We start from the raw sequence: 24222 nt of genomic DNA, 5'->3' as shown, positions 1-24222 counted from the left end.
TATCTGCCCGCAAGCTCGCCCGTTTCGCGCATGGCGCGGCGTGCCCGACGTGCGATGATCGCGCCCTGCTGCGTTTGGGGGCGTTGCTTTTTTATTAGCTAAGAATGGCCGCGCGAAAAGCAATGGGCGGAGGGCATGTTTATCTGCTCCTCCGCCCATTGCTTGATGTGGTTGCCAATGGTTTGGCGGGATTACGCGCCGAGGAACTCCGCCTTCTCGCGCGCCAGGCGTTTGGACGCCATTGCGGGCTCTGCGCCCCAAACAGCGATCCAGCGATAAAAGACGGGGGTGAGGAACAGGGTGAAGACGGTCGCAAACCCCAACCCACCCACAATCACCCAGCCGACTGCGATCCGCGCTTCCGCGCCCGCGCCAGAGGTGAGGATGAGGGGCAGGCCGCCGAAGACTGTCGAGACCATCGTCATCATCACAGGCCGGATTCGAAGGCGCAGCGCATCACGGATGGCACTGTCGATATCCTGTCCCGCCTCGCGCAACTGGTTCGCGAACTCGACAATCAAAATGCCGTTCTTCGCCATCACGCCGATCAACATCACAAGTCCGATCTGGCTATAATAGTTAAGCGATCCGCCGCTCAAGCTGATCGCCAATACGGCGGCAGCAAGGCCGAAAGGCACCGTTAGCATGATCACGACTGCGGAGGCGAAACTCTCGAATTGGGCGGCAAGAACGAGCAAAACGATCACAATCGCGACCCCGAACACGGTATACATCCCGCTTTCGCTTTCTTGTAAACTGGCGGCCTCGCCCGTGAAGATGATGTTCATCCCCGACGGTAATTCCGCCTCCGCGATGTCCGATAGCCGCGCCATTGCGCTGCCCAGATCGACATCCTCGCCAAGGTTGGCCTGCACAGAAACTGCGAGCGCTCCACCTTGCCGCGTCAAGCGCGACGGGCTGATGACGGTTTCCAAGGTCGCGGCGGCGGAGAGGGGGACATAGCCCCCGTCCGGCAATTGCAACTGGATCGAATCGAGGTCGGAGGGATCGTCAATGGGCGCGCCACCGGGCAACACGTCGACATCGATCTCCTTATCGTTCTCAAACACGCTGACCGCGGTGACGCCGGTTGTCATCGCGCTCACGGTTTTGGTGATATTCGCCTCGGTCAGGCCGAACATTCCGATCATCTCGTCGTCAATCATGAGCTCGAGCTGGGCTTCGACGGCGTCCGCCGAAAGTTGCGGGTTTAGGAATGTGTCGTCTTGCGCCATGCGCGCGACGAGCATTTCTGCCGCATCTGTCATTGCCGCCGAGTTTGTGCCCGTTACCGCGAATTGCAGACCTTGCCCGCCGCCACGGATATTCAAACTGTTGGTTGAGCGGGCCGAAACCTGCAATCCGGGGACTGCGGCGACTTTCCGACTGAGCTCCGCGATGATCTCTTGCTGGCTGCGCGCGCGTTCGTTCCAGTCGGCAAGGCGGATGATCAGGAAGGCACTATTTGATCCGCCCGCGCCGATAATGCTTTGCGCGGCGGTGACTTCGCCACTGTCACGGTAGGGCTGTAGCATTTCTTCGATCTGCACGACTTGGCTCTCGACATAGTCGAGCCCCGCGTCATTCGCACCGCGCGCGGAAATCAGGAAGAAGCCGCGATCCTCGGTTGGTGTAATGGAGGAGGGTAGGGTGGCCGCAGCGCCCGCCGCCACAATGACGAGACCCAACGCGATGCTGATGACGATCATCGGCGCGCGGATGGCGCGGTCCATGATCGTATCAAACCAGCGCGCCAATCTGCTCGGCGGTTTGGGGGAGGCGGATGAGGCTGCGTCGAATTTGCCCGGATCAAGGAACGCCGCCATCACCGGCGCGAGGGTCAGCGCCGTTATCGAGGAAAGCGTCACCGCAAAGGCGAGCACAAACCCGAATTCGCTGAACACGCCGCCCGCTTGGCCGGGGAGGAAGGAAATCGGGATAAAGACGGCCGCGAGGGTGGCGGTGGTCGAGATGACGGCAAAGAATACTTCATTCGTCCCTGCCGCCGCCGCCGCAAAGGCGCCCATCCCCTCTTTCCGCTTGCGCACGATATTCTCGATCACCACGATGGCGTCATCGACGACCATCCCTGTGGCAAGGACGAGGGCGAGCAAGCTGATCGTGTTGACGGAGAAGCCGGTGATCCAGATCGCCGCGATGGTGCCAAGCAGCGCGACAGGAATCGTCACCGCCGGAATGATTGTTGCACGCAGCGACCGCAAGAAGCCGAAGATCACCGCCACAACGATAATCGTCGCCAGCCCGATGGAATTGACCACCTCGTTGATCGAGCCCTCAATAAAGACCCCGTCATCGGAGGTGATGAGCAAGTCGACGCCGTCAGGCATTTGTTTGCGTAAGTCCTCAACAGCGACCCGCACGTCTTGCGAGATGGTGAGGGTATTGCCGACGGATTGCCGGGTAATCTCGACCCCGATCGCAGTTTGGCCGTTCACGCGCGCGGAGGTGCTGCGATCTTCGGGGCCGAGTTGGACGAAGGCGACATCGGATACGCGCGTCGTCGCATTGACGGGAATTTCCCCCACGCTTTGCGCCGTGACGAGCGAATTGCCGACGCGCAATGGCATCACCTGCGTCTCGGTATCGAGCGAGCCGAGGGGCGTATCGTCGCGCAGGGCGGCCAGCGCATCCGAGACGTCGAACACCGTCAGGCCGCGACTTTGCAAGGAGGGGATATCGACATTAACACGGAAGATATTTGCCCGATCCCCGCGGATGGAGACTTCGGCAATGCCGTCGATCAATGACAGTCGATCATAGATCGTCGTTTCCGCGATTTCGGTGAGCTCGGCGAGGGACGCATCGCCCATGACGGCAAGGCGGATGATCGCGTCGCTGGAACTGTCACTCTTGCTCACGACCGGATCATCGATGTCGTCGGGAAGTTGGCGCAGGGTCTCCGAGACGATCTCACGGGCCTCGTTGGCCGCGACGTCGATATCGGCATTGGTCGACAAGTCGATCGTGATCCTGCTGCTCTCGCTGCTTGATGTGCTTTCCATATAGGACAGACCATCGAGGGCGCTGAGCGCATCCTCCAGCACCTGCGTCACTTCGCGGTCAACCGCTTCGGGCACGGCGCCTTCGTAGGTCGTGCGCACGGACAGCACGGGCTGGTCGACATCGGGCATCTCACGGACATTGACCGCGACGAGCGCTGCCAAACCGGCGATGAGGATCAAGAGGTTGATGACGATTCCAAGGATCGGGCGGGCGATAAACAGATTTGCCAAACCCTTTTCGCCGGAATTGGCGGCGTCGTGTTGGGGCGCTTTGCCCTCGCCGCCGTTCATGCCGGATCTCGGGCTGGCGTTGCGTCAGCGGCTTCTTGTGCGGGCCTGCCGCCGGAGGGCTTCGCCCCCGCATCGACGATCGCGGCCCCCTCGCGCAGTTTCTGCGCGCCTTCGCTGACAATCATCGCGCCCTCAGGCAGATCCGCCTGAATCCAGACTTGCTGATCGACGCGGTAGAGAATGGTCACCGGCACGGATTTCGCCTTGCCAGCGTCATTGACCCAGATGCTCGATCCCGCGCGCGACCATGTAATGGCAGTGCTGGGCACCATCGGGAGCGGGTCACTTTCATGCAAGAGCCGGACAGAGAATGTCATCCCCGGCCAGAGCTGCTCATCTGCATTGTCAATTTGCGCGCGTACCGTGATGGAGCGCGTAACGCTATCAATGCGACTGTCGTAGGAGGTGATTTCGCCCTCAAACACTTTACCGCGCAACGCAGGCGTGCTCGCAAGGATGGTGCTTTCGCGATCCAACATCGCGATCGCGCGTTCGGGAAGCTCGAATTCAACCAAAAGCGCGTCTGTCTCGTCGATCGTGGTGATCACACTATTGGCCGAGATCACATCCCCGACGTCAATGTCGCTTAGGCCAAGTCGGCCCGAGATCGGCGCGCGGATCGTCAAATCCTCCAGCGCAATTTGCGCGAGCCCCAGTTCGGCCTCGGCCAGACGTTGCGCCAAGCGTGCATCAGACAGCGTTACATCCGTCACGGTAGAACTGCCGCCGGACCGCAGACGTTCATACCGCGTGACGGTTTCCGTCGCTTGATCCAACGCGGCTTGCGCGGCCACCACGTTCAGGGCCTCGATGCGGTCATCAAGCTCGAGGAGGACATCGCCCTCCTCAACGCGCCCGTTGGCGGGAAGGAAGACGGCCGTCACCTTGCCTGCGCCTTCGGAAACCACGTCGACACTGCGCATCGCTGTCGCGGAGCCAATGGCGCGCAGGTTGTCTTCGTATGGCACCTGTTCCAACGGTGTTAAAACCACTGTGGTCGAGCGGTCTCCGCCGCGCCCGCCGCCACCGCGTGCCCCGCCTCCTGTCCCGGCGCCTCCTGTCCCAGCGCCGCCTGTCACCCCTGCCGGAGCGCCACCGTTCGGTGAACCATTCGCGTCTTGCTGTGCTCCCCCCGCGCCAGATTGCGGCGCGGACGCTGCCTCGCTGGGCGTACCCGCAAGATCTGTGAGAGCCCCGGGCACGCCAAACGTCGCAAAATAAGCACCTGAAAGGATCACGACGCTGACGCCGAGAGAGAGAATTTTTTTCATCGATAGGTCCGGCATAAGAGGGGTCGCTACGGGTTTAACGCAGGTGGTCAGGGTTTCCGTCGAAAACTTTATGCACAGACCCCGCAAACCTCACATGACGATCACGTGTTCTTCTGTTTACGTCTTTTGACATCTTGTGATCGAGGTGCGTTTTGGGGCCTGCGTCAGCTTGCCGATTAATTTATGTGCGATCAGCATATTTTTAGGGCGATGTTGAGGGGATGTGCAACGCTAAGACGGCGCGGGGGGAGGGGGCGCGCAAATTCTCTGGCGGGGGGTGCGTGCTGCGCTAATCACATCTCATGCCTCAGCCCCTTCGTATTCTTGTTGTCGAACCCGATTCCACCCGCGCCGCCGCGATTGCGGAGGCGTTGATGTCGGGTGGATGGTCGGATGTAACAATCGCCCCACAGATGACGGGGCTTGCGCGCAAGTTGCAAGAGGTCGATCCCGATCTGGTGCTGATTGATCTGGCCAACCCCAACCGCGATATGCTCGAACAGGTCAGCGCCGCGTCGGACGCGAAAGGGCGACCTGTCGCGATGTTTGTCGATCAGTCGGACGATGACATGACAAGTGCCGCCGTCGCCGCAGGCGTGAGCGCCTATGTCGTCGGCGGGATGGTGCCTGAACGGATCAAGCCCGTTTTGAAAACCGCTATCGCTCGGTTCCAGATGATCAGCCAAATGCGATTGGAACTCGCGGCGGCAAAGCAGGCGTTGACCGATCGAAAGGTGATTGATCGCGCGAAGGGAGTGCTGATGCGCGCGCGCGGGATTTCCGAGGAAGAGGCGTATAATTTGCTGCGGGTAAGGGCGATGGACCGTAAATGCAAAGTGATCGACGTCGCAGAAGCCCTGATCACGGCGTCGGATCTTTTGACATGAATCGTCAGATCCTCAATTGCGGGTATTTACCCCTCGTCGATAGCGCCCCGTTGATCATCGCGCAGGCTTTGGGCTTTGCGCAAGAAGAGGGCATCGCGCTGAACCTTCTGCGTCAGCCCTCTTGGGCGGCGTTGCGAGATCTGCTTGCGCTGGGCCATCTGGATGCGGTGCATATGCTTGCGCCTATGCCGGTTGCCATGTCACTGGGTTTGAGCGGAAAGCAGATCGCGACGGATGCATTGATGATGCTGTCGATCAACGGCACGGTGACGGGCGTGTCGAAGGCCGTTGCGAACCGGATGCGTGAGCAGGGATGGTCGGGCGCATTTTTGGATAAGTCGGGCACGCGCGACGCACTTTTGGCGTGTTGCACCGGCGAGGCCGCGCTGCGCGTGGGGGTCCCGTTCCCCTATTCGATGCACCGGTTTTTATTTGCGCACTGGATGGGCGCGCAGATCGGGGCGTTCGAGTTTGTGACCATGCCGCCGCCTTTGATGGCGCAGGCGGTTTCGGATGGCGAGATTGATCTGTTTTGCGTGGGTGAGCCATGGGGGACGGTCGCGGTCGAAACGGCGGTGGCGGAGCTTATCCTGCCCTCGGTCGAAATCTGGAACCGCGCGCCGGAGAAGGTTCTCGCGGTGCGCCGTGACTGGGGCGAGCAGAATGCGCGGGCGGCGGGTGCGTTGATGCGGGCGATCCACCGTGCCTGTGCGTGGCTTGATACCCCCGATAATCACGGCCTTGCCAGCGGCATCCTCGCGCGCAGCGAGCATTTGGATCTGCCGGACCACGCCATTGATCGCGCGTTGACGGGGCAAATCTTGCCCGCTTTGTGCCGCACCCCAATCGAAGTCCCTGCGTTCCTGCGCTTTCACCGCGGCGGGGCAACTGTGCCGCAGCGCGAGCAGGCCGATTGGATCGCGAGCGCGATGGCGCAAAGCCAGTCGATGGACCTCGCGGATGTGCTTGGCGCAGCGCGGGCGAGCTTCCGCACCGATCTATATACCGCTTACATTCCGGATGCCGCTTTGGAAATCTCGCTCGCACAGACCCCTTTTGGTGCCGCGCATGACGGCACAATTCCTTCATCCGGCGCCTTTTTTGGGGGCGCTACCCAAGATCACCTGCCAAAAAAGTGATCGAATTTTAAGCGGCTTTTGCTTCGGGGCAGAAAACACCGCCCAAGTTTACCGTCAAAGTTGATCAGAGCGCCGAATATGGCATCCTGACTTCAACGAAGCAACGACGCTTCGATTAGGCCCTCAAAGCAGAGAGCCGCGAAAACAAGCAAAGCCGCTTGATTGAATGCCTGCGCCCCTCCTCCCCGCGCAAGGATTTATCAAGCGGTTTTTTTCATGTTCAATCTCGTAAAAAGGATGCTCGTCTATGCTGTTCCCCAAGTTCCCGACCGCACGAAAATCTCTTGCCTGTGTTGGCTTGATTGCCTCGGTTCTTGCATCGCCCGCCTTGGCGCAGATGCTGGACCTTGAGAAGGACGAGCTGAAATTCGGCTTCATCAAACTGACGGATATGGCCCCCTTGGCCGTCGCCTATGAGCAGGGCTTCTTTGAGGATGAAGGTCTTTACGTGACGCTCGAGGCGCAGGCGAACTGGAAGGTTCTGCTCGACGGCGTCATCGACGGCCAGTTGGACGGCGCGCATATGCTCGCGGGCCAGCCCCTTGCCGCGACCATTGGCTACGGCACCAAAGCGCATATCGTCACGCCTTTCTCGATGGACCTCAACGGCAATGCGATCACCGTCTCCAACGAAGTTTGGGACGAGATGAAACCCCATGTACCGATCATGGAAGATGGCCGTCCGCAGCACCCGATCAGCGCGAGCTCGCTTGCGCCCGTTGTTCAAAGCTACCGTGATGCGGGCAAGCCGTTCAACATGGGGATGGTGTTCCCGGTGTCGACGCATAACTACGAGCTGCGCTACTGGTTGGCTGCGGGCGGATTGGAGCCAGGTTACTATTCGCCGCAAGATGTTTCGGGCCAGATCGGCGCACAGGTTTTGCTTTCCGTAACGCCGCCGCCACAAATGCCTGCGACGATGGAAGCAGGTACGATCTCGGGCTATTGCGTGGGTGAGCCATGGAACCAGCAGGCAGTGTTTAAAGGCATCGGCGTGCCGGTCATTACCGATTACGAGCTGTGGAAAAACAACCCCGAGAAAGTCTTCGGCCTGAGCGCTTCCTTCGTTGAAGAAAACCCCAACACAACCACTGCGATCACCAAGGCCTTGATCCGCGCGGCGATCTGGTTGGACGAGAATGACAACGCCAACCGCGAAGAAGCTGTCGAAATTCTTTCGCGTTCTGAATATGTCGGCGCGGATGCGGAAGTGATCGCGAATTCGATGACGGGCACCTTTGAATATGAAAAGGGTGATGTCCGCGAAGTCCCTGATTTCAATGTGTTCTTCCGCTATAACGCGACCTATCCGTTCTATTCGGACGCAATCTGGTATCTGACGCAGATGCGTCGTTGGGGCCAGATCGCCGAACCCCAGACCGACGAATGGTTCGTTGAGACCGCCAAGAGCGTCTACCGCCCCGACATCTATCTCGATGCGGCCAAGATGCTTGTGGATGAGGGCATGGCGAATGAGGCTGATTTCCCGTGGGACAGCGACGGGTTCAAACCTGTCACGACAGATGTGATCGACGGGATCGCCTACGACGGCCGCACGCCAAACGCCTATATCGACAGCCTCCCGATTGGGCTGAAGGGCGCCCAAAAGGTTGTTGGCAATAAAATCGAGGGCTGACGCGTAGCGTCTCCCTCCCCACCCCCTCACTTTCACGCAAACTCTCCCCCCATACCCGACCCAAGTAGGCAGGACGTTATCATGACCGCAATTGATCCCGAGGTGACTGAGACAGGCGCAAAATCCGCCCAGAACGCCTCTCGCAAAGCAGCGCGCAACGCGCGTTACTTTGGCGCCGTGACAAAGGCCGACCGCTGGTTCCAAGCTTTCGGTCTGGCTTGGATGACGCCGTTGCTGAAAGCGATCGGGGGGGAGGCGCCGCGTGCGCAGATGGGGGAAATCTGGCGCCTCTTGGGTGTACCTTTGCTGTCCATCGCTATCTTCCTTGCTGCTTGGGGGGCGCTTGCGCCGAAAGTGCAAACCTCGCTTGGCGCTATTCCCGGCCCTGCGCAGGTTTGGGAACAAGCCAAGGGTCTACATGCGGATGCCGCCCGCGAACGTGCCAAAGAGGTCGCGTTTTATGAGCGTCAGGACGAGCGCAATGCGAAACTGGTTGAGGCCGGCCGCGCCGAGGATGTGAAAGAGCGCATCTACACCGGACGGCCGACCTACTACACCCAGATCATGACCTCGATCAAAACCGTGTTCTTCGGGTTTCTGATCGCCTCCGTTGTGGCCATCCCGCTCGGGATTGCGGCGGGTTTGTCTGCTACGGCGAATGCGGCACTCAACCCGTTGATCCAGATCTTCAAACCGGTCTCGCCGCTGGCATGGTTGCCCATCGTGACGATGATCGTATCGGCCGCAACCGCGACGGACGGGATGTTTTCCAAGTCCTTCCTCATCTCGGCCATCACTGTCACGCTTTGCTCGCTCTGGCCGACGTTGATCAACACCGCCCTCGGCGTGGCCAGTATTGATAAAGACCTGATCAGCGTGTCGAAAGTTCTGAAAATGAACGCCTATACGAAGATCACCAAACTCGTGCTGCCCTCGGCGTTGCCGCTGATTTTCACCGGCCTGCGCCTGAGCCTCGGTGTGGGCTGGATGGTTCTGATCGCGGCGGAGATGCTTGCCCAGAACCCGGGTTTGGGGAAATTCGTTTGGGACGAATTCCAAAATGGGTCCTCGCAATCCCTCGCTAAAATCATGGTCGCGGTGCTGACCATCGGGATCATCGGCTTCCTGCTCGACCGCGTCATGTACGCCTTGCAATCGGCCTTCACATTCACAGCGAACCGGTGATCGACATGAGCATTCTTAGCCTGAAAAACGTCTCGAAATCCTTTGGCGAAGGCGCCGCAAAGCATCAGGTGCTGCGCGGGATCAATCTGGAAGTCGTTGAGGGCGAGTTCGTTGCGATCCTTGGCTTTTCGGGAACGGGGAAATCGACCCTGATGAACCTGATTGCGGGGCTTGTGATGCCCGATGAGGGCGAGGTGTCATTTAAGGGCGCTCGGGTCACCGGGCCGGGGCCCGAGCGCGGCTTGGTGTTTCAAAGCTACTCCTTGATGCCGTGGCTGACGGTGGGGGGCAATATCGGCTTGGCGGTGGATGCCGCTTTCCCGAAGCTCTCCAAGGCCGAACGTCAGGCAAAGATCGCGCATTATGTCGGCATGGTTGGCTTGCCGCATGCGATCAACCGCCGCCCGGCGGAGCTTTCGGGCGGGATGCGTCAACGCGTCTCTGTAGCGCGCGCCCTTGCGCTGGATCCCGAGATGCTTCTTCTCGACGAGCCGCTTTCGGCGTTGGATGCTTTGACACGGGCGAAATTGGCTGATGAAATTTTGGAGATTTGGGAGCGCGACCGCAAGACCTGCGTTTTGATTACGAATGATGTGGATGAGGCACTGCTCCTCGCGGATCGGATTATCACGCTCAACCCCGATGGGACGCTGGCCGATCCGGTGCAGGTGACCCTGCCGCGTCCGCGCGATCGCGGGGCCATGAACACAGACCCAGTGTTCAAATCTCTGCGTGCAACGGTGACCAATTATCTTATGGATGTGGGCTTCGCCGCAAAAGCCGACGCGCAGCGATCCTTGCCCAATGTCACCGCCATTCACGCGCTGCCAAAAGCGGTGGAAAAGGCGCAAGAGGGGTTGATCGAGAACCGCTTCCTCGATTTCAGCCAGTTGCACAAAATCTACCCTACGCCGAAGGGTCCGCTGACGGTGGTGGAGGATTTCGATCTCAAAGTGAATCGCGGCGAGTTTATCAGCTTGATCGGCCATTCGGGATGCGGGAAATCGACCGTGCTGACGATGGCGGCAGGGCTGAACGAGATCAGCAAGGGCGCGATCCGGCTCGACGGGACCCATGTGATGGGTGCTGACCCCGAACGGGCAGTTGTGTTCCAATCACCCAACCTGTTCCCGTGGTTGACCGCGAAAGAAAACGTCGCGATCGGCGTGGATAAGGTCTACCCCCAAGCCTCGCAGGCCGAGCGGCAGGATGTTGTGGAGTACTATCTCGAACGTGTCGGCTTGGCGGATGCGATGGATCGCGGCGCGGCCAGCATGTCGAACGGCATGAAACAGCGCGTCGGGATCGCGCGGGCCTTCGCGCTCTCGCCCAAACTTCTGTTGCTCGACGAGCCCTTCGGGATGCTCGACAGCCTGACGCGTTGGGAGTTGCAAGAGGTCCTGATGGAGGTTTGGTCGCGCACGAAAGTGACCGCGATCTGTGTCACGCATGATGTTGATGAGGCCATTTTGCTGGCGGATCGGGTGGTGATGATGACCAACGGGCCACAGGCCAAGATCGGCAAGATCACGGATGTGAAACTGCCGCGCCCAAGAACGCGCAAGGCCTTGTTGGAGCACCCGGATTATTACGAATACCGCCAAGAAGTGCTCGATTTCCTGGAGGAATATGAGCATGGCAACAAATCCAAACGCAGCGCGCAGACGCCCAAGGCGCGCGGCGCAGACACTATTGCAGCGGAGTAAACTCATGGCGCAAAAGCTGATTATTATTGGGGCCGGAATGGCGACGGGCCGTGCATTGGAGGCATTGATCGATGCCAATCCAGATGCGTATGACGTGACCCTGTTCAACGCCGAGCCGCGCGGGAACTATAACCGGATCATGCTATCCCCCGTTTTGTCGGGCGATAAAACCTACGCCGAGATCGTTACGCATGATGCGGATTGGTATGCGCAGCGCGGCGTTGCCTGCCGCTTTGGCGAGAAAATCGCGGCGATCGATCCCGCCGCCAAAACGGTCACCTCCGAAACCGGCGATGTCTTGTCCTATGACAAGCTGATGTTCGGTACGGGGTCGACGCCCTTTATCATCCCGCTGCCAGGCCATGATCTGGAGGGGGTGATTGCCTACCGCGATCTGGAAGACACAGAGCGGATGATGGGCATGGGCGAGGGCAATAAGGTCGTCGTGATCGGCGGCGGGCTGCTCGGGCTGGAGGCTGCCGCAGGCATGGCGGCGCGCGGGGCGGATGTCACGGTCGTGCATATCATGGGCCATTTGATGGAACGCCAACTCGATGCGGCGGCGGGCTATCTCTTGCGCGAAGCGTTGATCAAGAAGGGTATCACCGTCCTATGCGGCGCGAATTCGAAAGAAATCGTCGGGGAAGGTGGCCAGGTGCGGGCCTTGATGCTGGAAGATGGGACGGAATTGCCATGTGATTTGCTGGTTATGGCGGTGGGTATTCGTCCGAATGTTGCACTGGCCAAGTCAACGGGCCTCGCCGTTGGTCGCGGGATCCACGTGGATGATCAGATGGTGACGTCCGATCCCGATATTCTTGCGGTAGGCGAATGCGTTGAGCATCAAGGCGCGGTCTTTGGCCTTGTGGCACCGCTTTACGATCAGGCAAAAGTTGCGGCCAAAACATTGCTCGGCGAGGCGGATGCTTTCGTACAAAAAGAGCTTTCGACCAAGCTGAAGGTGACGGGATGTGATCTCTTTTCTGCGGGTGATTTCGCAGAAGGGGAGGGTCGCGAGGATATCGTGTTCCGTGATCCGGCGCGCGGCGTCTACCGCCGCTTGGTGATCGAGGGCGGGGCGCTGATCGGGGCGGTCATGTATGGTGACACGGCCGACAGCAATTGGTTCTTCGGGCTCATCCGCGATAAAACCGACATCACCCCGATGCGCGACACTTTGATCTTTGGCCCTGCGTTCCAAGGGGGTGCCCCCCTTGACCCTTTAGCGGCAGTTGCAGCCTTACCGCGTGACGCGGAGATTTGTGGCTGCAACGGAATCTGTAAAGGCACAATCGTCGACGCGATCAACGGCGGAGCAAACGACCTGAACGCCGTGCGCGCCTGTACGACAGCAAGCGCCTCGTGCGGATCATGCACTGGGCTGGTCGAACAGGTTCTCGCCTCGACTTTGGGTGACGCGTTCCAGGCGCCGGTCTCGACGCCGATGTGCAAATGCACGACGATGACGCATGAGGATGTGCGCCGGATGATCAAAAGCCAGCGCCTCACCTCAATGCCCGCAGTTTGGCAGGCGTGCAACTGGTTGACGCCGGACGGATGCCATTCGTGCCGCCCTGCGCTCAATTACTATCTCCTCGCGGATTGGCCGCTGGAGTATCGCGACGACCCGCAAAGCCGCTTCATCAACGAACGCAAACACGCCAATATCCAGAAAGATGGCACGTTCAGTGTCGTGCCGCGGATGTGGGGCGGGATCACAACGCCGGACGAGCTGCGCGCGATTGCGGATGCGGCGGAGAAATACAACGTGCCGACGGTCAAGGTCACGGGCGGTCAGCGGATTGATTTGCTGGGCGTTAAGGGGGAAGATCTTCCCGCAATCTGGAGCGATCTGAACGCGGCCGGTATGGTTTCGGGGCACGCGTATTCGAAAGGGTTGCGCACCGTCAAAACCTGTGTCGGCACGGATCATTGCCGCTTTGGCACACAAGACAGCACGGGGCTTGGCATCAAACTGGAGAAAATTCTCTGGGGCTCGTGGACGCCGCATAAACTCAAGCTCGGTGTATCGGGCTGTCCGCGCAACTGCGCCGAGGCGACATGCAAAGATATCGGGGTTGTGTGCGTCGATAGCGGCTATCAAATCAGCATCGGCGGCGCCGCAGGTATGGATGTCAAAGAGACGGAGCTGCTGTTGCAGGTTGCGACCGAGCAAGAGGCGATCGACGTGATCCGCGCCGTCACCCAGCTTTACCGCGAAACCGGTAAATACCTTGACCGGATGTATAAATGGATGGGGAAACTGGGCCTAGATTGGATCACCGAACAGGTCAGCGACCCCACGATCCGTGCCGAGTTGATCGAGCGGTTCGAGCTCTCGCAATCGATCTACCGCAAAGATCCATGGGCGGACCACGCCAAAACCCGTGCGCCGAGCTACAAACCGGTCGCCAATCTGACCTTGGAGGCCGCAGAATGACAGTGCAGGACGATTGGATCGATATTGCCGCCCTCGACGAGATCGCGCCACGCGGCGCGCGCGTGGTGAAGACGGCGCTCGGTTGCGTGGCCGTATTTCGCACGGCGCAAGATGAAGTCTTTGCGCTCAACAACAGCTGCCCTCATAAAAAAGGGCCGCTCGCGGAGGGGATTGTGCACGCGAAAAGCGTGACGTGCCCGTTGCATAACTGGGTGATCTCGCTTGAAACAGGTCTCGTGGAGGGGCGCGAGAGCGGACCGGATCAGGCCAGCGTGGCCACATTTGGCGCGCGCATCGAGGGGGGGCGGATCTTCCTCAACGCGGCGGCGCTGCGCGCACGGTCGGCGGCATGAGCATCAAGACAACCTGTCCTTATTGCGGCGTGGGCTGCGGTGTTTTGATCGAGAAGACCGCGCAGGGCGGCGTGACCGTTACGGGCGATCCGGAGCATCCGGCGAATTTCGGGCGTCTTTGCTCGAAAGGCTCCGCGCTGGGCGAGACGCTCGATCTGGAGGGCCGGTTGCTCGCGCCACAGATCGGCGGGCAGCCTGCGACTTGGGATACGGCGCTTGATCTCGTGGCGGAGAAGTTTCGGGGCGCGATCCGTGACCACGGACCCGACAGCGTGGCGTTCTATGTTTCGGGGCAGTTGCTGACTGAGGATTACTACATCGCGAACAAGCTGATGAAAGGTTTTATCGGTTCGGCAAATATCGACACGAATTCAAGACTTTGCATGGCGTCCTCTGTGGCGGGGCACAAGCGCGCCTTCGGGGCTGATGTTGTTCCGTGCAGCTATGAAGATCTCGAGACGGCGGATTTGGTTGTCCTGACGGGCTCCAATCTGGCGTGGTGTCATCCGGTGTTGTTCCAGCGGATCGCGGCGGCGAAAGAAGCGCGCCCCGAAATGAAAATCGTCACAATCGATCCGCGCGAAACCGCGACGACGGCGCTGTCTGACGTGCATCTGGCGATTGCGCCGGATGGGGATGTGGCGCTGTTCAACGGGCTTTTGGCGCATCTTGAGGCCTCGGGCGCGATTGATCGTGCCGCCGTCGCCCGTCACGTGGAGGGGCTTGAACAAGCGCTGATCGCAGCGCAGGCAAGTGATCTGAGCAAGACAGGGCTTTCGGCCGCCGCGTGCGCCGAGTTCTTTGACCTGTGGGCAAAAACGCCCAAAGTGGTCACGGTGTATAGCCAAGGGGTCAATCAATCGGGCAGTGGCACGGATAAGGTTAATGCGATCCTGAATTGCCATCTCGCAACCAATCGCATCGGTCAGCCGGGGACGGGGCCGTTTTCTGTCACCGGACAACCCAACGCGATGGGCGGGCGTGAGGTGGGCGGATTGGCGAATATGCTGGCCAGCCATCTTGATATCGAGAACCCGGCTCATCGATCCGCCGTCCACACCTATTGGAAAAGCCCGCGGATTTGCACCAAGCCGGGGCTGAAAGCGGTCGATCTATTTGAGGCTTGCGCGCAGGGTAAGATCAAGGCGCTGTGGGTGATTTCCACAAATCCGGCGGTGTCGATGCCTGATGCCGATTTCGTGGCCGATGCCCTGAAGACGGTGCCGTTTACGGTTGTCTCTGATATCGTCGCGCGTACGGATACGGGCGATCTGGCCGATGTGTTGCTTCCGGCGACGGGTTGGGGCGAAAAATCCGGAACAGTCACAAACTCGGAGCGTCGGATTTCGCGCCAGCGGGCCTTCTTGCCAGCGCCCGAGCAAGCTCGGCCGGATTGGCAAATCCTGTGCCAATTCGCCGCCAAAATGGGGTGGGGCGCCCAGTTTTCATACGCAACTCCGGCGGAGATTTTTCGCGAATATGCGACGATGACGGCGCTGTCGCGGCGGTTCGGTCGCGCGCTTGATCTGACGGGCCTCGCCCAGCTGTCGGGTGCGGGCTATGACGCGCTTGAGCCGGTGCAATGGCCCGTGTCTGTTGAAGGCCCGCGGCAGGATGCTGCACGGTTTTTCGGGACGGGTGGCTATTTTCATCCCGATCATCGCGCGCGAATGGTGCCTGTCACCGCGCCCGATTTGAAGGCGGTCAAAGGGGCTTTCCGCCTCAATACGGGCCGGATCCGGGATCAGTGGCATACGATGACCCGCAGCGGAAAATCCGCGCGGCTGAGTGCGCATCTTGCTGAGCCGTTTGTCGAAATTCACCCCGAGGATGCCGCAGATCTAGGCGTTGGGGCGGGCGAGCTACTGATGCTATCGGGGGGGCGTGCGCAGGGTGTTTTCCGCGCGTTGATCACGACGCGTGCGGCGCGCGGTCAGTTGTTCGCACCAATGCATTGGACGCGCCAAAATACGCGGTCTAGCCATGTCAACGCCTTGACCTTGAGGACAACCGACCCTGTCTCGGGCCAACCCGCCCTGAAATCGGGATCGGTCGCGGCGCGCCGTTATGAGGCAAAATGGTATGGCTATTTGGCGTCGGTGAATGCGATCGATTTGGACGGCCTCACGAACGGGGAGTACGCGGCCAAAGCCCGGACCGTGACGGGGTATCAGGCGGAGATCGCGGGGCTTCATGCGGCGCCAAGCGGGGACGCTTTGACGGCACTGTTCCGTCAGATGACGGGCCGGACGCTGGGCGAGATTGCGCAGGTCAGTGATGTGAAAACCGGTCAGACACGCCTTGCCTTGACGCATGAGGGCCAGCTCGTTGCGGCGTTGTTCATGGGCCCTGCACCGGTAAGCCTGTCGCGGGCGGCAGTGATCAATACGATTGGTACGCAGACGCCGGCCTTGATGGCTTTGGCGGGGCGCGCCTCGGCGGGAATGGTCGATGACGGCGCAATCGTTTGTGCGTGTTTCTCGGTTGGGGTGAACGCCCTGACACGTGCGATCGAGGCCGGTGCGCAAAGCGTCGCGGAATTGGGCGAGCGCACGTGTGCGGGCACCAATTGCGGCTCATGTCGGCCCGAGTTGGCGGCGTTTCTTAAGGTCGCAAGGCCGCGCATTGCGGCGGAATAGTCAAGAACAGACTTATCCATATCGAATATTAAGGGCGTGAACCTTCCAGTTCGCGCCCCTAATTTATGTGCTTTTGCTGCGACGCTCTATCGCTTATACAACAATAGTGTGATTTTACCCTATGGCGTCCAAGAGGGGGATTGATCCCTCCGGTTGGGATGTTGCTGCTTCAAAAAAGGCCGGCAAACGGGCCGCGTGCGCGTCAAACTCCTTGCGTGGCATCACCGCCGGATCGACCTCAAGGATCAGGTGCAGGTCCTCTGCGTCTGAGCGGGCGGCGAATGTCATGTTGACCCCATCGCCTGGGCCGGCGGCGAGGACTTCGCGCTGGGCCTCGCATCCCCAAAACTGCGGTGGATCGAACGGAAGCACGTTGATGAGCGGCGAAAAGAAGAACCGCTCGCCTTTGCCCAGCCCTTGATCCGCGGCGATCTGTTCAATCCGGTATCGACCGTGCCTGCGCAGTTTGCGCAAGCGGTCTGCGTGCTTTCGTATATTGGTTGCAAGGCTGTCCTGTGGATCAAGTTCAATGCTGAGCGGCAGAATGTTTACGACCAGAGCCGGAATCGCGGCGCTGACACTGCCGAGCCGCGACATGAAGGGAAGCCAGATCGCACGCGGAACGGCGCCGGTATGCGTGCCAGTTTCGGCGGGCGTCAAGTGCCGCGAAAGATAGAAACCGCTGAGCAGCGTCAGAAGATCTGGCCAATGTAGCCCTTGCGCCGCGCCCATCGTTTTGAGCGCGGGGAGCAAGCGATCGTGTAGCGGGATCACGGCCTCATGCATCGCGGTTCCGTAGCTTTCGCCGCCCTTTTGCAAAACGGGCAGGCGATGGGGGGCGCGCGCCGCAGTGTTTGAGGGATCGCCGCCAAGCTCGTTTCGCCAGAAGTCACCGTCTTTCACATGGCGCGGGCTCGCGCGGTAGTCGGCCTCCTCCGAAAGATAATGGACGAAAGGTTTCAAGGGCTCTCCCGCTGAGCCTTGGCCGATGAAATGCGCGTAAAGGGCGGCGCAGCGTTGCTCGATCAAGGCCATCGAATAGCCGTCCAAGATGATGTGATGACCGCGCTCATACCAAAACCATTGCGTATCAGCGAGCCGCAGCAGCCATTGCGCGCTCAACGGATCATGGGCCAGATCAAGGGGCGCGTCGATGTCGGCTTGCATAAGATCACGCGCGGCTTTTTGCGGATCGTCCGTGTGACGTAGATCGATTTCGCGCAGGAGCGGGCGCCGTGTCTCATCCACGCACTGGACAGGATCGGCACCGCTTTCCTGATGAAAGCGAAGCGCGAGCACATCTGCCTCCTGCGTGGTTTGGGTGATCGCCCGTGCCAGAGCGACGCCGTTGATTGGGCCCGAAATTAAAGTGCCATGCGCCACCGTCGACACAGGCGTGTCGGGGTGAAACCGAAACTCCTCCCAAAAATCGAGCTGGGCGAGGGTCAGGCTGTGCCACGTGGTCTTGTTGCGGGGGTCTTGTAGTGTGGCGCAGTGCGGCGGGGGGGATAGGGTCGCGTGTGACATGGGAATTCCCGATTGACATTATCCGATAAAAATACTCAACTATTGAGGCGTGTCAAGCAAGGCGGCCTCCGCCACGGCCAGATACCCAACTGAATCCCACCATCGAGAGACGCTTTATGATCGAGTTTACGCCTTGGCCTGACGACCTTGCCGCGCTGTATCGCGCGCGTGGATATTGGATCGACGAACCCCTCACGCGGTGCTTGTCGGATCAGGTCCGTCAGCGACCTGACGCGCCTGCGATCTTTTGCGGCAGCAGGGTTTTCAGCTATGCGCAGATGGACCGGATGTCGGACGCTTTGGCCTCCTATCTGCGCGGGCGCGGTTTGGTGAAGGGCGATACCGCGCTTGTGCAGCTCCCGAATGTTGCCGAATTCTATCTCGTGTTTTTTGCCTTGCTCAAAATTGGTATCGCGCCCGTCAACGCCTTGTTTCATCACAAAACCGCCGAACTGCGCGCCTATGCGCAGCAGCTTGAGCCCGCGCTTTTGATCGGGGCGCGCGCGCATTCGGCTTTTGCGGATCGCGCCTTCGCGGACGCGTTGCAAGCGGCGCATTCCGGCTTGAAGACGGTGTTGATCTTGGGGGGCGATGACCCTGTGATCTCGCTGGAGGGGGCTTTCTCGACTGCGATTGCGCCTAATGTTGCGGACCCCTCCGATGCGGAGCAGGTTGCATTCTTCCAGCTTTCGGGGGGGAGCACCGGCACGCCAAAACTGATCCCACGCACGCATAATGATTACGATTACAGCCTGCGCGCCAGCGCCGAGATTTGCGGTGTGACGCAGGCGACGCGTCTGCTGTGTGCGTTACCTCTGGCACATAATTTTATGATGAGTTCTCCCGGCGCTTTGGGGGTGTTTCACGCGGGTGGGAGCGTTGTTCTGGCGGGGTCGCCCGATCCCGCGCAGTGTTTTGATCTGATCGCGGCGCATGGCGTGACGATGGCCTCACTGGTGCCGCCTGCGGTGTCGCTTTGGTTGGAGGCAGTCGCCGATCCGCAGGCGCGCGGCAAGATTGCGAGCTTGGACGTGTTGCAGGTGGGGGGCGCGAACTTCGCGGCCGCGACCGCGCGGCGGGTACCGGTGGAGCTGGGCTGCAGGCTGCAACAGGTCTTCGGGATGGCGGAGGGGCTGGTGAACTACACCCGCCTCGATGACTGTGAGGAGATGATTTTCTCCACGCAAGGGCGTCCGATTTCGCCCGATGACGAGCTACGCATTCTCGATGAGGACGGGCGCGAAGTTGCCTGCGGGGGGGCGGGCGAATTGGCGACGCGCGGCCCGTATACTTTGCGCGGGTATTACAAAAGTCCTGATCAAAACGCGCAAGCATTCGACCCAGATGGATTTTACAAAACGGGCGATCTCGTCGAACGCTCTCCCCAAGGCTATCTGCGTGTTGTCGGGCGGGTCAAAGACCAGATCAATCGCGGTGGCGAGAAGATCGCCGCGGAGGAGATTGAGAACCTCCTTTTACGCCATGACGCGATTGCCCAAGCGGCGTTGGTCGGGATTGCGGATGAGACATTGGGCGAGAAATCCTGCGCTTTTGTTGCGCTTCGCACAGGGGGACAGGCGCGCCCGACCGGCGTGAGTTTGAGGCGATATCTGATTGGTGCGGGCATCGCGGAGTTCAAGGTGCCCGACCGGATTCGCTTCGTTGATCAGATGCCGCTGACGGCCGTAGGGAAGATCGACAAGAAGGTCTTGCGCGCGCAATTCGCGCGCGAGGCGTCGGATATTTGAATTTCGGCGGAGGCTTTTATGGCCGCGCGCATTGAGACGGAGAGACACATGACACAGCATCTGACGACCACGGAATTCACTGGCGAGGCGATCGCCGACGATCATCTTGCGAACGCACATCTTGATCGGGCCTGGCTTGCCGCTCAGGTGCGCGGCATGATCGAGGACGCGGAGGAGGAGATCGACCCTGATGAAAGCCTCATCTTTTACGGTTTGGATTCCATCGCGGTGATGCGATTTGCGGCCGAGCTGAAAACCTACGGAATCGAGGTGCCGTTCGAGGCGCTCGCTGCGGCGCCCAGCCTCACAAATTGGTGGACTTTGATCGAGGCACATCGCGCAGGTTGAGAGGGGGGCTGCGCGCCGGGGCCTCCGGCGCGCAGCACAAAAGGCCTAGCCGCGTAGGGTGGCGCCGCCATCAACAAACAGATCGGCCATGGTGATATGGCTGGCCTGGTCGGACAAAAGGAACAGGCAGGCTTGCGCAACCTCGGTGGGAGTCGCAATCTTGCCCAAAGGGATGCCGGTGCGATGCTGCGCGAGGTCGCCCTGAATTACGGCCGCGCCGCCCGTGCCATCCGCCCACATGCCGGTCTGCATCGGGGTCATTGTCGAGCCCGGCGCCACGATATTACACCGCACATTGCGCGGCGCCAATTCGAGCCCGAGACAGCGCGTGAACATCGTCGCGGCGGCTTTAGATGCGGCGTAGGCGGCCATATTCATCCGTGGAATCGCAGCGGCGTTCGAGCTGACAACAACCAGCGCCCCGCCACCCGCTTGCGCGATGGTTTCGCCGAGGGCTTTGCCGATGCGGAAGGTGCCGCCCGCGTTTACATCCATCACGCGCGCCCAATCCGCCTCGGTCATCTTCGCGACGGGTGTAAGTGAGAGAACGCCCGCTGCATGGGCGCCGAGGGTGATCGCGCCAAGGTCCGCGCAGGCTTGCGCGACGCACCGTGTGACCGCCTCCCCGTCGCATAGATCAAGCGCGCGCCAGACGGTTGCGTCGTTGCGCGGGATCGCGCCCGTATTTTGTGCGGCTGCAATGGCCGCGGGGGTGTCGGTGGCCGTCACGCGCGCCCCCGCGGCGCATAGCTCGGCAACGATGGCCTGCCCGATACCACCCGCCGCCCCCGTTACAAACACATGTCGCCCGAAAAATCCCGTCAGCTGCATCCGGCGTCTCCCTGCGCGGTCATATCCGGCGCGGCCCTGCGCATCATATCCAGCGCGTGCTGCGTTCCGATCACGCCGCCTGCGCAATCGCCGACCCAACGCATCGCCATATCATGTTTCTCGCGGCTGAAATCGGCCTGCGCATCTGCGACGGCGAAGGGTTGAATATCGCGCTGGAAGGCCTCGGCGGCGGTCGCAAGGCACCCGATATGGGCGTAAACCCCGGTGATGAGAAGTTGGTCGCGGCCGCGCGCGCGCATCAGCGTTTCGAGGTTGGAACGCTGAAACGCGCTGTAGCGGTGCTTGACCAGAACAATGTCCTGCGGCGCGGGGGCGAGCGCGGGGAGGATCTCCTCGTGCTCAGGGGTCGCATGCATGCCGGGGCCCCATAGATCGGCCTGCAAGCCGCGGTCTGCGCGCAATTGATTGCCCTTTTGCGCAGTGTAGAACACAGGAATACTGGCTGCGCGCGCCGCGATGACCAAAGCGGAGATATGGGCGATCACGGCCGGCAGCGGCGACAGGTCGACGGGGTAAGGCGCGCAGAAATAGCGCTGCATGTCGTGCACCAAAAGCGCGCAGCGTGCGGCATCGGGTTGCCACGGCGCGCGCGTATTGGGCAGGGCCTCGGCGTCGGGGAGCGTGTAGGCGGGGATCGTGGGAAGTGCCATCGTCAATCCTTGAGGTTGGTAAAGGGAAGGCCGATCATCCCAGTGGTGAGCGGCAGATCGAGAGCGGCGAGCATCGCGCCGAATTTTGCGCCGGTCTCGACGGCCTCGGCCATCGGGTCGGAGCCCGCGACGATGCCAGCACCAGCATAGAGACGCGCCTGCGCTCCGCAGATCTCGGCGCTGCGGATCGCGACATACCATGCGCCATCCCCCGAACGATCCGTCCAGCCGACGGTGCCTGCGTAAAAGCCGCGGTCGTTTGGCTCCAAGGTGTGGATGAGGGCGGCGGCGCGGTCATGCGGCGTGCCGCAAACGGCGGGTGTGGGGTGCAGTTTCGCAGCAAGGAGGACTGCTGGTTGGTCTGGATCGCGCAACACGCCCTCAATGCGCGTGCCCAGATGCCACATGCTGCGCGTTCGGGTAATGGCGATACCCTGCGGGCAGCGCAACGAAAGACATTCAGGTGCGAGCGTGTCGAGAATATATTCGACGACCAGCCCGTGTTCGCGTCGATCCTTCTCAGAAGCCAGCAGCGCCACCGCATTGGCTTGATCACGGGCCGGATCATCGTCGCGGCGCGCCGATCCGGCAAGGGGGTGGGAAAAGATCGCGTGCCCCGTCTTTTGGATCAACAACTCCGGCGTTCCGCCAATCAAGAAACGTGGATCGCGTAGGGTGCCTGCGCGCAGATCGCCGAGAAGGTCGGTTTGGGCATCGGGCAGGCGGGTCTCGAACGCCGTCGCCGCCGGATCAGAGGCAAGACGAGCGAGCACGACGGACCTGTCGAAGAGTGTCGTGGCGGAGATTTGCAAGCTGCGAGCCAGAACGATTTTGCGCAACCCGTCTGGCAAATCGGCCTGTGCGCGCATGATCTCCAGAGTTTGCTCCACCGCACGGGCATAGTCGCGCGCAGGGGGTTCGGGGGCTACATGCGCGGGCGCGGTGCGATTGATTGGGGTCGCCGTGTTTTTTGCCGGAGGGGCTGGCCACGGGCTGTCTTGGTTCGGCGGCAGGGCGATGCTTTGGGGGGCCAGCCAAAGGCAATCCTGTGCGTCGATATCGAAGGGCAGAGCGCCGCCGATCACCCCGCGCGATGGGCGGCCCTGCGCGGAGACGCGGCGGGGGTCGGGGAGCGTGGCAAATGCCTCATTGATGCGGCTTTCCAATGTCTCGCGGGTGCCGCGCCGAACGGCGGTGGTCGGCCCTTGCGCGATGCAGCTGCCTTCCGGCCCGTGGAAAGCAAAGGGGCGTTGTTGGGATTGGTTGCGCGCCGCGGCGTGAGGGGAGGCGAGGGAGATATTCATTCGGGTCATCCGCAAATATGCGCCTAAGGTCGGGACGCTTGGAAATTGGGATGCTGGCGTTGGCTGGCACGGGGGTGGGCAGGATCGCGGCCCGCGGGAGAACAGGCGCAATCAGCAGCGCAACAAGACGCCCTTCGGGAGGGGAACGGGGGGTCGTCGCGCGGTTGCGACCGGATCATGGGGCGTGGAGGACGCGCGCGCATGATATCGGGGCGGTCGATCCGCCGTGCTGCCTGCGGGGAAAATGTCACGCTGGCATATAATAGTAAAGTAAAAAACTCAGGATTGCGGCGCACCTCTTGCCACGGCATTTGTTCTGACTATTTTCGTCAACAAATATTCAGCGCAGAGCACGGTTCAGCTTCTCTGACGATTGGGCGTCAGATGCGTAAGACAAGGATGAGACGATGACACACACCACCGAGACAGCCGCGCAAGCCGCCGCGGACGCACAACAAGCACCGCGCGTGGAGCGGGTGCGCCATGAACTTCGCCGCCGGAGTTTGACGGTCGCCAAGCGCGAGATGATCACCCCCAATATGTTGCGCCTGACATTGATGGGGCCGGAACTGGAGGGGTTTGTATCGCTCTCGCCTTCCGATCACCTTAAAATCATCGTTCCGGATGCGGGGGGGAGGACGCGATGCGCGACTACACTCCGCGGTTCTATGATGCCGACGCCCAGACGCTGACAGTGGATTTCGCGATCCACGACGAAGGCGCCGCCACATTATGGGCGAAGGCGGCGCAGGTGGGTGATGAGGCGCGTATCGCCGGGCCGCGTGGCTCGAAGGTCATCACCGGTGAGATTCGAAACTGGCTGCTGATCGGGGACGAGAGTGCGCTCCCCTCCATTGCGCGCCGGATCGAGGAACTGCCCGCAGGCAGCCGTGTCACAAGCCTTGTCGCGGTTCAGTCCAAGCGCGATGAGCAAACCCTCGCGACCGATGCCGAGCACGTGGCGCTTTGGGTGCATCGTGCCGACCCTTTGGACGCGCAGGCCCTGTCGGACCGTCTCGCGCAGATCATTTTGCCAGAAGGAACCTATGTCTGGCTTGCGGCTGAGGCGACAGTGGTCAAGCGGTTGCGTGCGCAGTTGTTGGATCGTGGCCATCCGCTTGGCTGGATGTCGGCCTCGGGCTATTGGTCGGCCGGTGAGGCGGACGGTGGCGAGCAAGAGTTCTGATCGCGACTTTTCAAAACGGGGCGGGGCGGCTACCAAA

General features: G+C 60.9%; 17 protein-coding genes and 1 pseudogene. 12 read left to right on the top strand and 6 right to left on the bottom strand.

All coding sequences use genetic code 11. From position 1 onward, the window contains the following. Positions 1-191 precede the first annotated feature (191 nt). Both SJY32_RS10240 and SJY32_RS10235 read right to left on the bottom strand, forming a co-directional pair. A complete protein-coding gene (locus tag SJY32_RS10240) occupies positions 192-3314 on the bottom strand; it encodes an efflux RND transporter permease subunit (RefSeq protein ID WP_376874512.1) in 3123 nt (1040 codons plus the stop codon). Beyond that, entirely contained in the window at positions 3311-4585 is a 1275-nt protein-coding gene (locus SJY32_RS10235; RefSeq protein ID WP_376874509.1) for an efflux RND transporter periplasmic adaptor subunit, read from the bottom strand. The genes SJY32_RS10240 and SJY32_RS10235 overlap by 4 nt, the downstream gene beginning before the upstream one ends. Before the next feature lie 302 nt (positions 4586-4887). Here SJY32_RS10235 and SJY32_RS10230 point away from each other — a divergent pair, with 302 nt between their 5' ends. The 8 genes from SJY32_RS10230 to SJY32_RS10195 all read left to right on the top strand — a co-directional run bounded on the left by SJY32_RS10230 (position 4888) and on the right by SJY32_RS10195 (position 16570). After that, the gene (locus tag SJY32_RS10230) at positions 4888-5472 is read left to right on the top strand and encodes an ANTAR domain-containing response regulator (protein WP_376874506.1); all 585 of its coding nucleotides are present in this window, start codon (positions 4888-4890) and stop codon (positions 5470-5472) included. Beyond that, positions 5469-6611, top strand: coding sequence for a CmpA/NrtA family ABC transporter substrate-binding protein (locus SJY32_RS10225; RefSeq protein WP_376874503.1), 1143 nt, complete (start codon positions 5469-5471; stop codon positions 6609-6611). Before SJY32_RS10230 ends, SJY32_RS10225 begins: the two co-directional genes overlap by 4 nt. A 337-nt stretch (positions 6612-6948) precedes the next feature. After that, positions 6949-8247: a CmpA/NrtA family ABC transporter substrate-binding protein gene (locus SJY32_RS10220; RefSeq protein WP_376877678.1), complete on the top strand. Its 1299-nt coding sequence runs from the start codon at positions 6949-6951 to the stop codon at positions 8245-8247. A gap of 81 nt (positions 8248-8328) precedes the next feature. Continuing rightward, on the top strand, positions 8329-9432 hold the full coding sequence (locus tag SJY32_RS10215; protein WP_376874500.1) for an ABC transporter permease: 1104 nt from the start codon (positions 8329-8331) through the stop codon (positions 9430-9432). Positions 9433-9437: 5 nt separating this feature from the next. Continuing rightward, positions 9438-11138 (top strand): ABC transporter ATP-binding protein, encoded by a 1701-nt coding sequence (locus SJY32_RS10210; RefSeq protein WP_376874497.1) that lies wholly within the window; start codon positions 9438-9440, stop codon positions 11136-11138. A 4-nt stretch (positions 11139-11142) separates the two neighbouring features. Continuing rightward, positions 11143-13578 carry a nitrite reductase large subunit NirB gene (gene nirB / locus SJY32_RS10205; RefSeq protein ID WP_376874494.1) on the top strand — a complete coding sequence of 812 codons (2436 nt, stop codon included), beginning with the start codon at positions 11143-11145 and terminating at the stop codon, positions 13576-13578. After that, a complete protein-coding gene (gene nirD, locus SJY32_RS10200; protein WP_376874491.1) occupies positions 13575-13931 on the top strand; it encodes a nitrite reductase small subunit NirD in 357 nt (118 codons plus the stop codon). Before nirB ends, nirD begins: the two co-directional genes overlap by 4 nt. Then, positions 13928-16570, top strand: a complete 2643-nt coding sequence (locus SJY32_RS10195; RefSeq protein WP_376874488.1) for a molybdopterin-dependent oxidoreductase — start codon at positions 13928-13930, stop codon at positions 16568-16570. The genes nirD and SJY32_RS10195 overlap by 4 nt, the downstream gene beginning before the upstream one ends. Before the next feature lie 114 nt (positions 16571-16684). Here the strand turns inward: SJY32_RS10195 and SJY32_RS10190 are convergent, their stop codons facing one another. Further along, a complete protein-coding gene (locus tag SJY32_RS10190; RefSeq protein WP_376874485.1) occupies positions 16685-18097 on the bottom strand; it encodes a condensation domain-containing protein in 1413 nt (470 codons plus the stop codon). A gap of 116 nt (positions 18098-18213) precedes the next feature. Here SJY32_RS10190 and SJY32_RS10185 point away from each other — a divergent pair, with 116 nt between their 5' ends. Both SJY32_RS10185 and SJY32_RS10180 read left to right on the top strand, forming a co-directional pair. After that, positions 18214-19845 carry a (2,3-dihydroxybenzoyl)adenylate synthase gene (locus SJY32_RS10185; protein ID WP_376874482.1) on the top strand — a complete coding sequence of 544 codons (1632 nt, stop codon included), beginning with the start codon at positions 18214-18216 and terminating at the stop codon, positions 19843-19845. 48 nt (positions 19846-19893) lie between these two features. After that, positions 19894-20193 carry a phosphopantetheine-binding protein gene (locus SJY32_RS10180; RefSeq protein WP_376874479.1) on the top strand — a complete coding sequence of 100 codons (300 nt, stop codon included), beginning with the start codon at positions 19894-19896 and terminating at the stop codon, positions 20191-20193. A gap of 45 nt (positions 20194-20238) precedes the next feature. Here the strand turns inward: SJY32_RS10180 and SJY32_RS10175 are convergent, their stop codons facing one another. From SJY32_RS10175 to SJY32_RS10165, 3 genes are read right to left on the bottom strand one after another with little or no spacing between them, the layout of a single operon-like run. Next, the gene (locus SJY32_RS10175; RefSeq protein WP_376874476.1) at positions 20239-21024 is read right to left on the bottom strand and encodes an SDR family oxidoreductase; all 786 of its coding nucleotides are present in this window, start codon (positions 21022-21024) and stop codon (positions 20239-20241) included. Beyond that, on the bottom strand, positions 21015-21695 hold the full coding sequence (locus SJY32_RS10170) for an isochorismatase family protein (protein ID WP_376874473.1): 681 nt from the start codon (positions 21693-21695) through the stop codon (positions 21015-21017). Before SJY32_RS10170 ends, SJY32_RS10175 begins: the two co-directional genes overlap by 10 nt. A 2-nt stretch (positions 21696-21697) precedes the next feature. Further along, positions 21698-22999 (bottom strand): isochorismate synthase MenF, encoded by a 1302-nt coding sequence (locus tag SJY32_RS10165; protein ID WP_376874470.1) that lies wholly within the window; start codon positions 22997-22999, stop codon positions 21698-21700. A 407-nt stretch (positions 23000-23406) separates the two neighbouring features. Here SJY32_RS10165 and SJY32_RS10160 point away from each other — a divergent pair. Together SJY32_RS10160 and SJY32_RS10155 are read left to right on the top strand one after the other, a co-directional pair. Then, positions 23407-23729 (top strand): annotated as a pseudogene (locus SJY32_RS10160) (siderophore-interacting protein); the annotation flags it as partial. 21 nt (positions 23730-23750) lie between these two features. Continuing rightward, the gene (locus SJY32_RS10155) at positions 23751-24185 is read left to right on the top strand and encodes a siderophore-interacting protein (RefSeq protein ID WP_376877674.1); all 435 of its coding nucleotides are present in this window, start codon (positions 23751-23753) and stop codon (positions 24183-24185) included. The last annotated feature ends 37 nt before the right edge of the window (positions 24186-24222 follow it).

Source organism: Albirhodobacter sp. R86504 (assembly GCF_042466415.1).
Lineage (GTDB): Bacteria > Pseudomonadota > Alphaproteobacteria > Rhodobacterales > Rhodobacteraceae > Albirhodobacter.
The sequence above is the reverse complement of the archived record's forward strand: the minus strand, read 5'-3'. Positions and strand labels throughout refer to the sequence as shown.

Bases quoted from the DNA above. Each gene is read 5' to 3' on its own strand.
- SJY32_RS10240 (WP_376874512.1), bottom strand. From the start codon at position 3,314: ATGAACGGCGGCGAGGGCAAAGCGCCCCAACACGACGCCGCCAATTCC.
- SJY32_RS10235 (WP_376874509.1), bottom strand. From the start codon at position 4,585: ATGAAAAAAATTCTCTCTCTCGGCGTCAGCGTCGTGATCCTTTCAGGT.
- SJY32_RS10230 (WP_376874506.1), top strand. From the start codon at position 4,888: ATGCCTCAGCCCCTTCGTATTCTTGTTGTCGAACCCGATTCCACCCGC.
- SJY32_RS10225 (WP_376874503.1), top strand. From the start codon at position 5,469: ATGAATCGTCAGATCCTCAATTGCGGGTATTTACCCCTCGTCGATAGC.
- SJY32_RS10220 (WP_376877678.1), top strand. From the start codon at position 6,949: ATGCTGGACCTTGAGAAGGACGAGCTGAAATTCGGCTTCATCAAACTG.
- SJY32_RS10215 (WP_376874500.1), top strand. From the start codon at position 8,329: ATGACCGCAATTGATCCCGAGGTGACTGAGACAGGCGCAAAATCCGCC.
- SJY32_RS10210 (WP_376874497.1), top strand. From the start codon at position 9,438: ATGAGCATTCTTAGCCTGAAAAACGTCTCGAAATCCTTTGGCGAAGGC.
- nirB (WP_376874494.1), top strand. From the start codon at position 11,143: ATGGCGCAAAAGCTGATTATTATTGGGGCCGGAATGGCGACGGGCCGT.
- nirD (WP_376874491.1), top strand. From the start codon at position 13,575: ATGACAGTGCAGGACGATTGGATCGATATTGCCGCCCTCGACGAGATC.
- SJY32_RS10195 (WP_376874488.1), top strand. From the start codon at position 13,928: ATGAGCATCAAGACAACCTGTCCTTATTGCGGCGTGGGCTGCGGTGTT.
- SJY32_RS10190 (WP_376874485.1), bottom strand. From the start codon at position 18,097: ATGTCACACGCGACCCTATCCCCCCCGCCGCACTGCGCCACACTACAA.
- SJY32_RS10185 (WP_376874482.1), top strand. From the start codon at position 18,214: ATGATCGAGTTTACGCCTTGGCCTGACGACCTTGCCGCGCTGTATCGC.
- SJY32_RS10180 (WP_376874479.1), top strand. From the start codon at position 19,894: ATGACACAGCATCTGACGACCACGGAATTCACTGGCGAGGCGATCGCC.
- SJY32_RS10175 (WP_376874476.1), bottom strand. From the start codon at position 21,024: ATGCAGCTGACGGGATTTTTCGGGCGACATGTGTTTGTAACGGGGGCG.
- SJY32_RS10170 (WP_376874473.1), bottom strand. From the start codon at position 21,695: ATGGCACTTCCCACGATCCCCGCCTACACGCTCCCCGACGCCGAGGCC.
- SJY32_RS10165 (WP_376874470.1), bottom strand. From the start codon at position 22,999: ATGAATATCTCCCTCGCCTCCCCTCACGCCGCGGCGCGCAACCAATCC.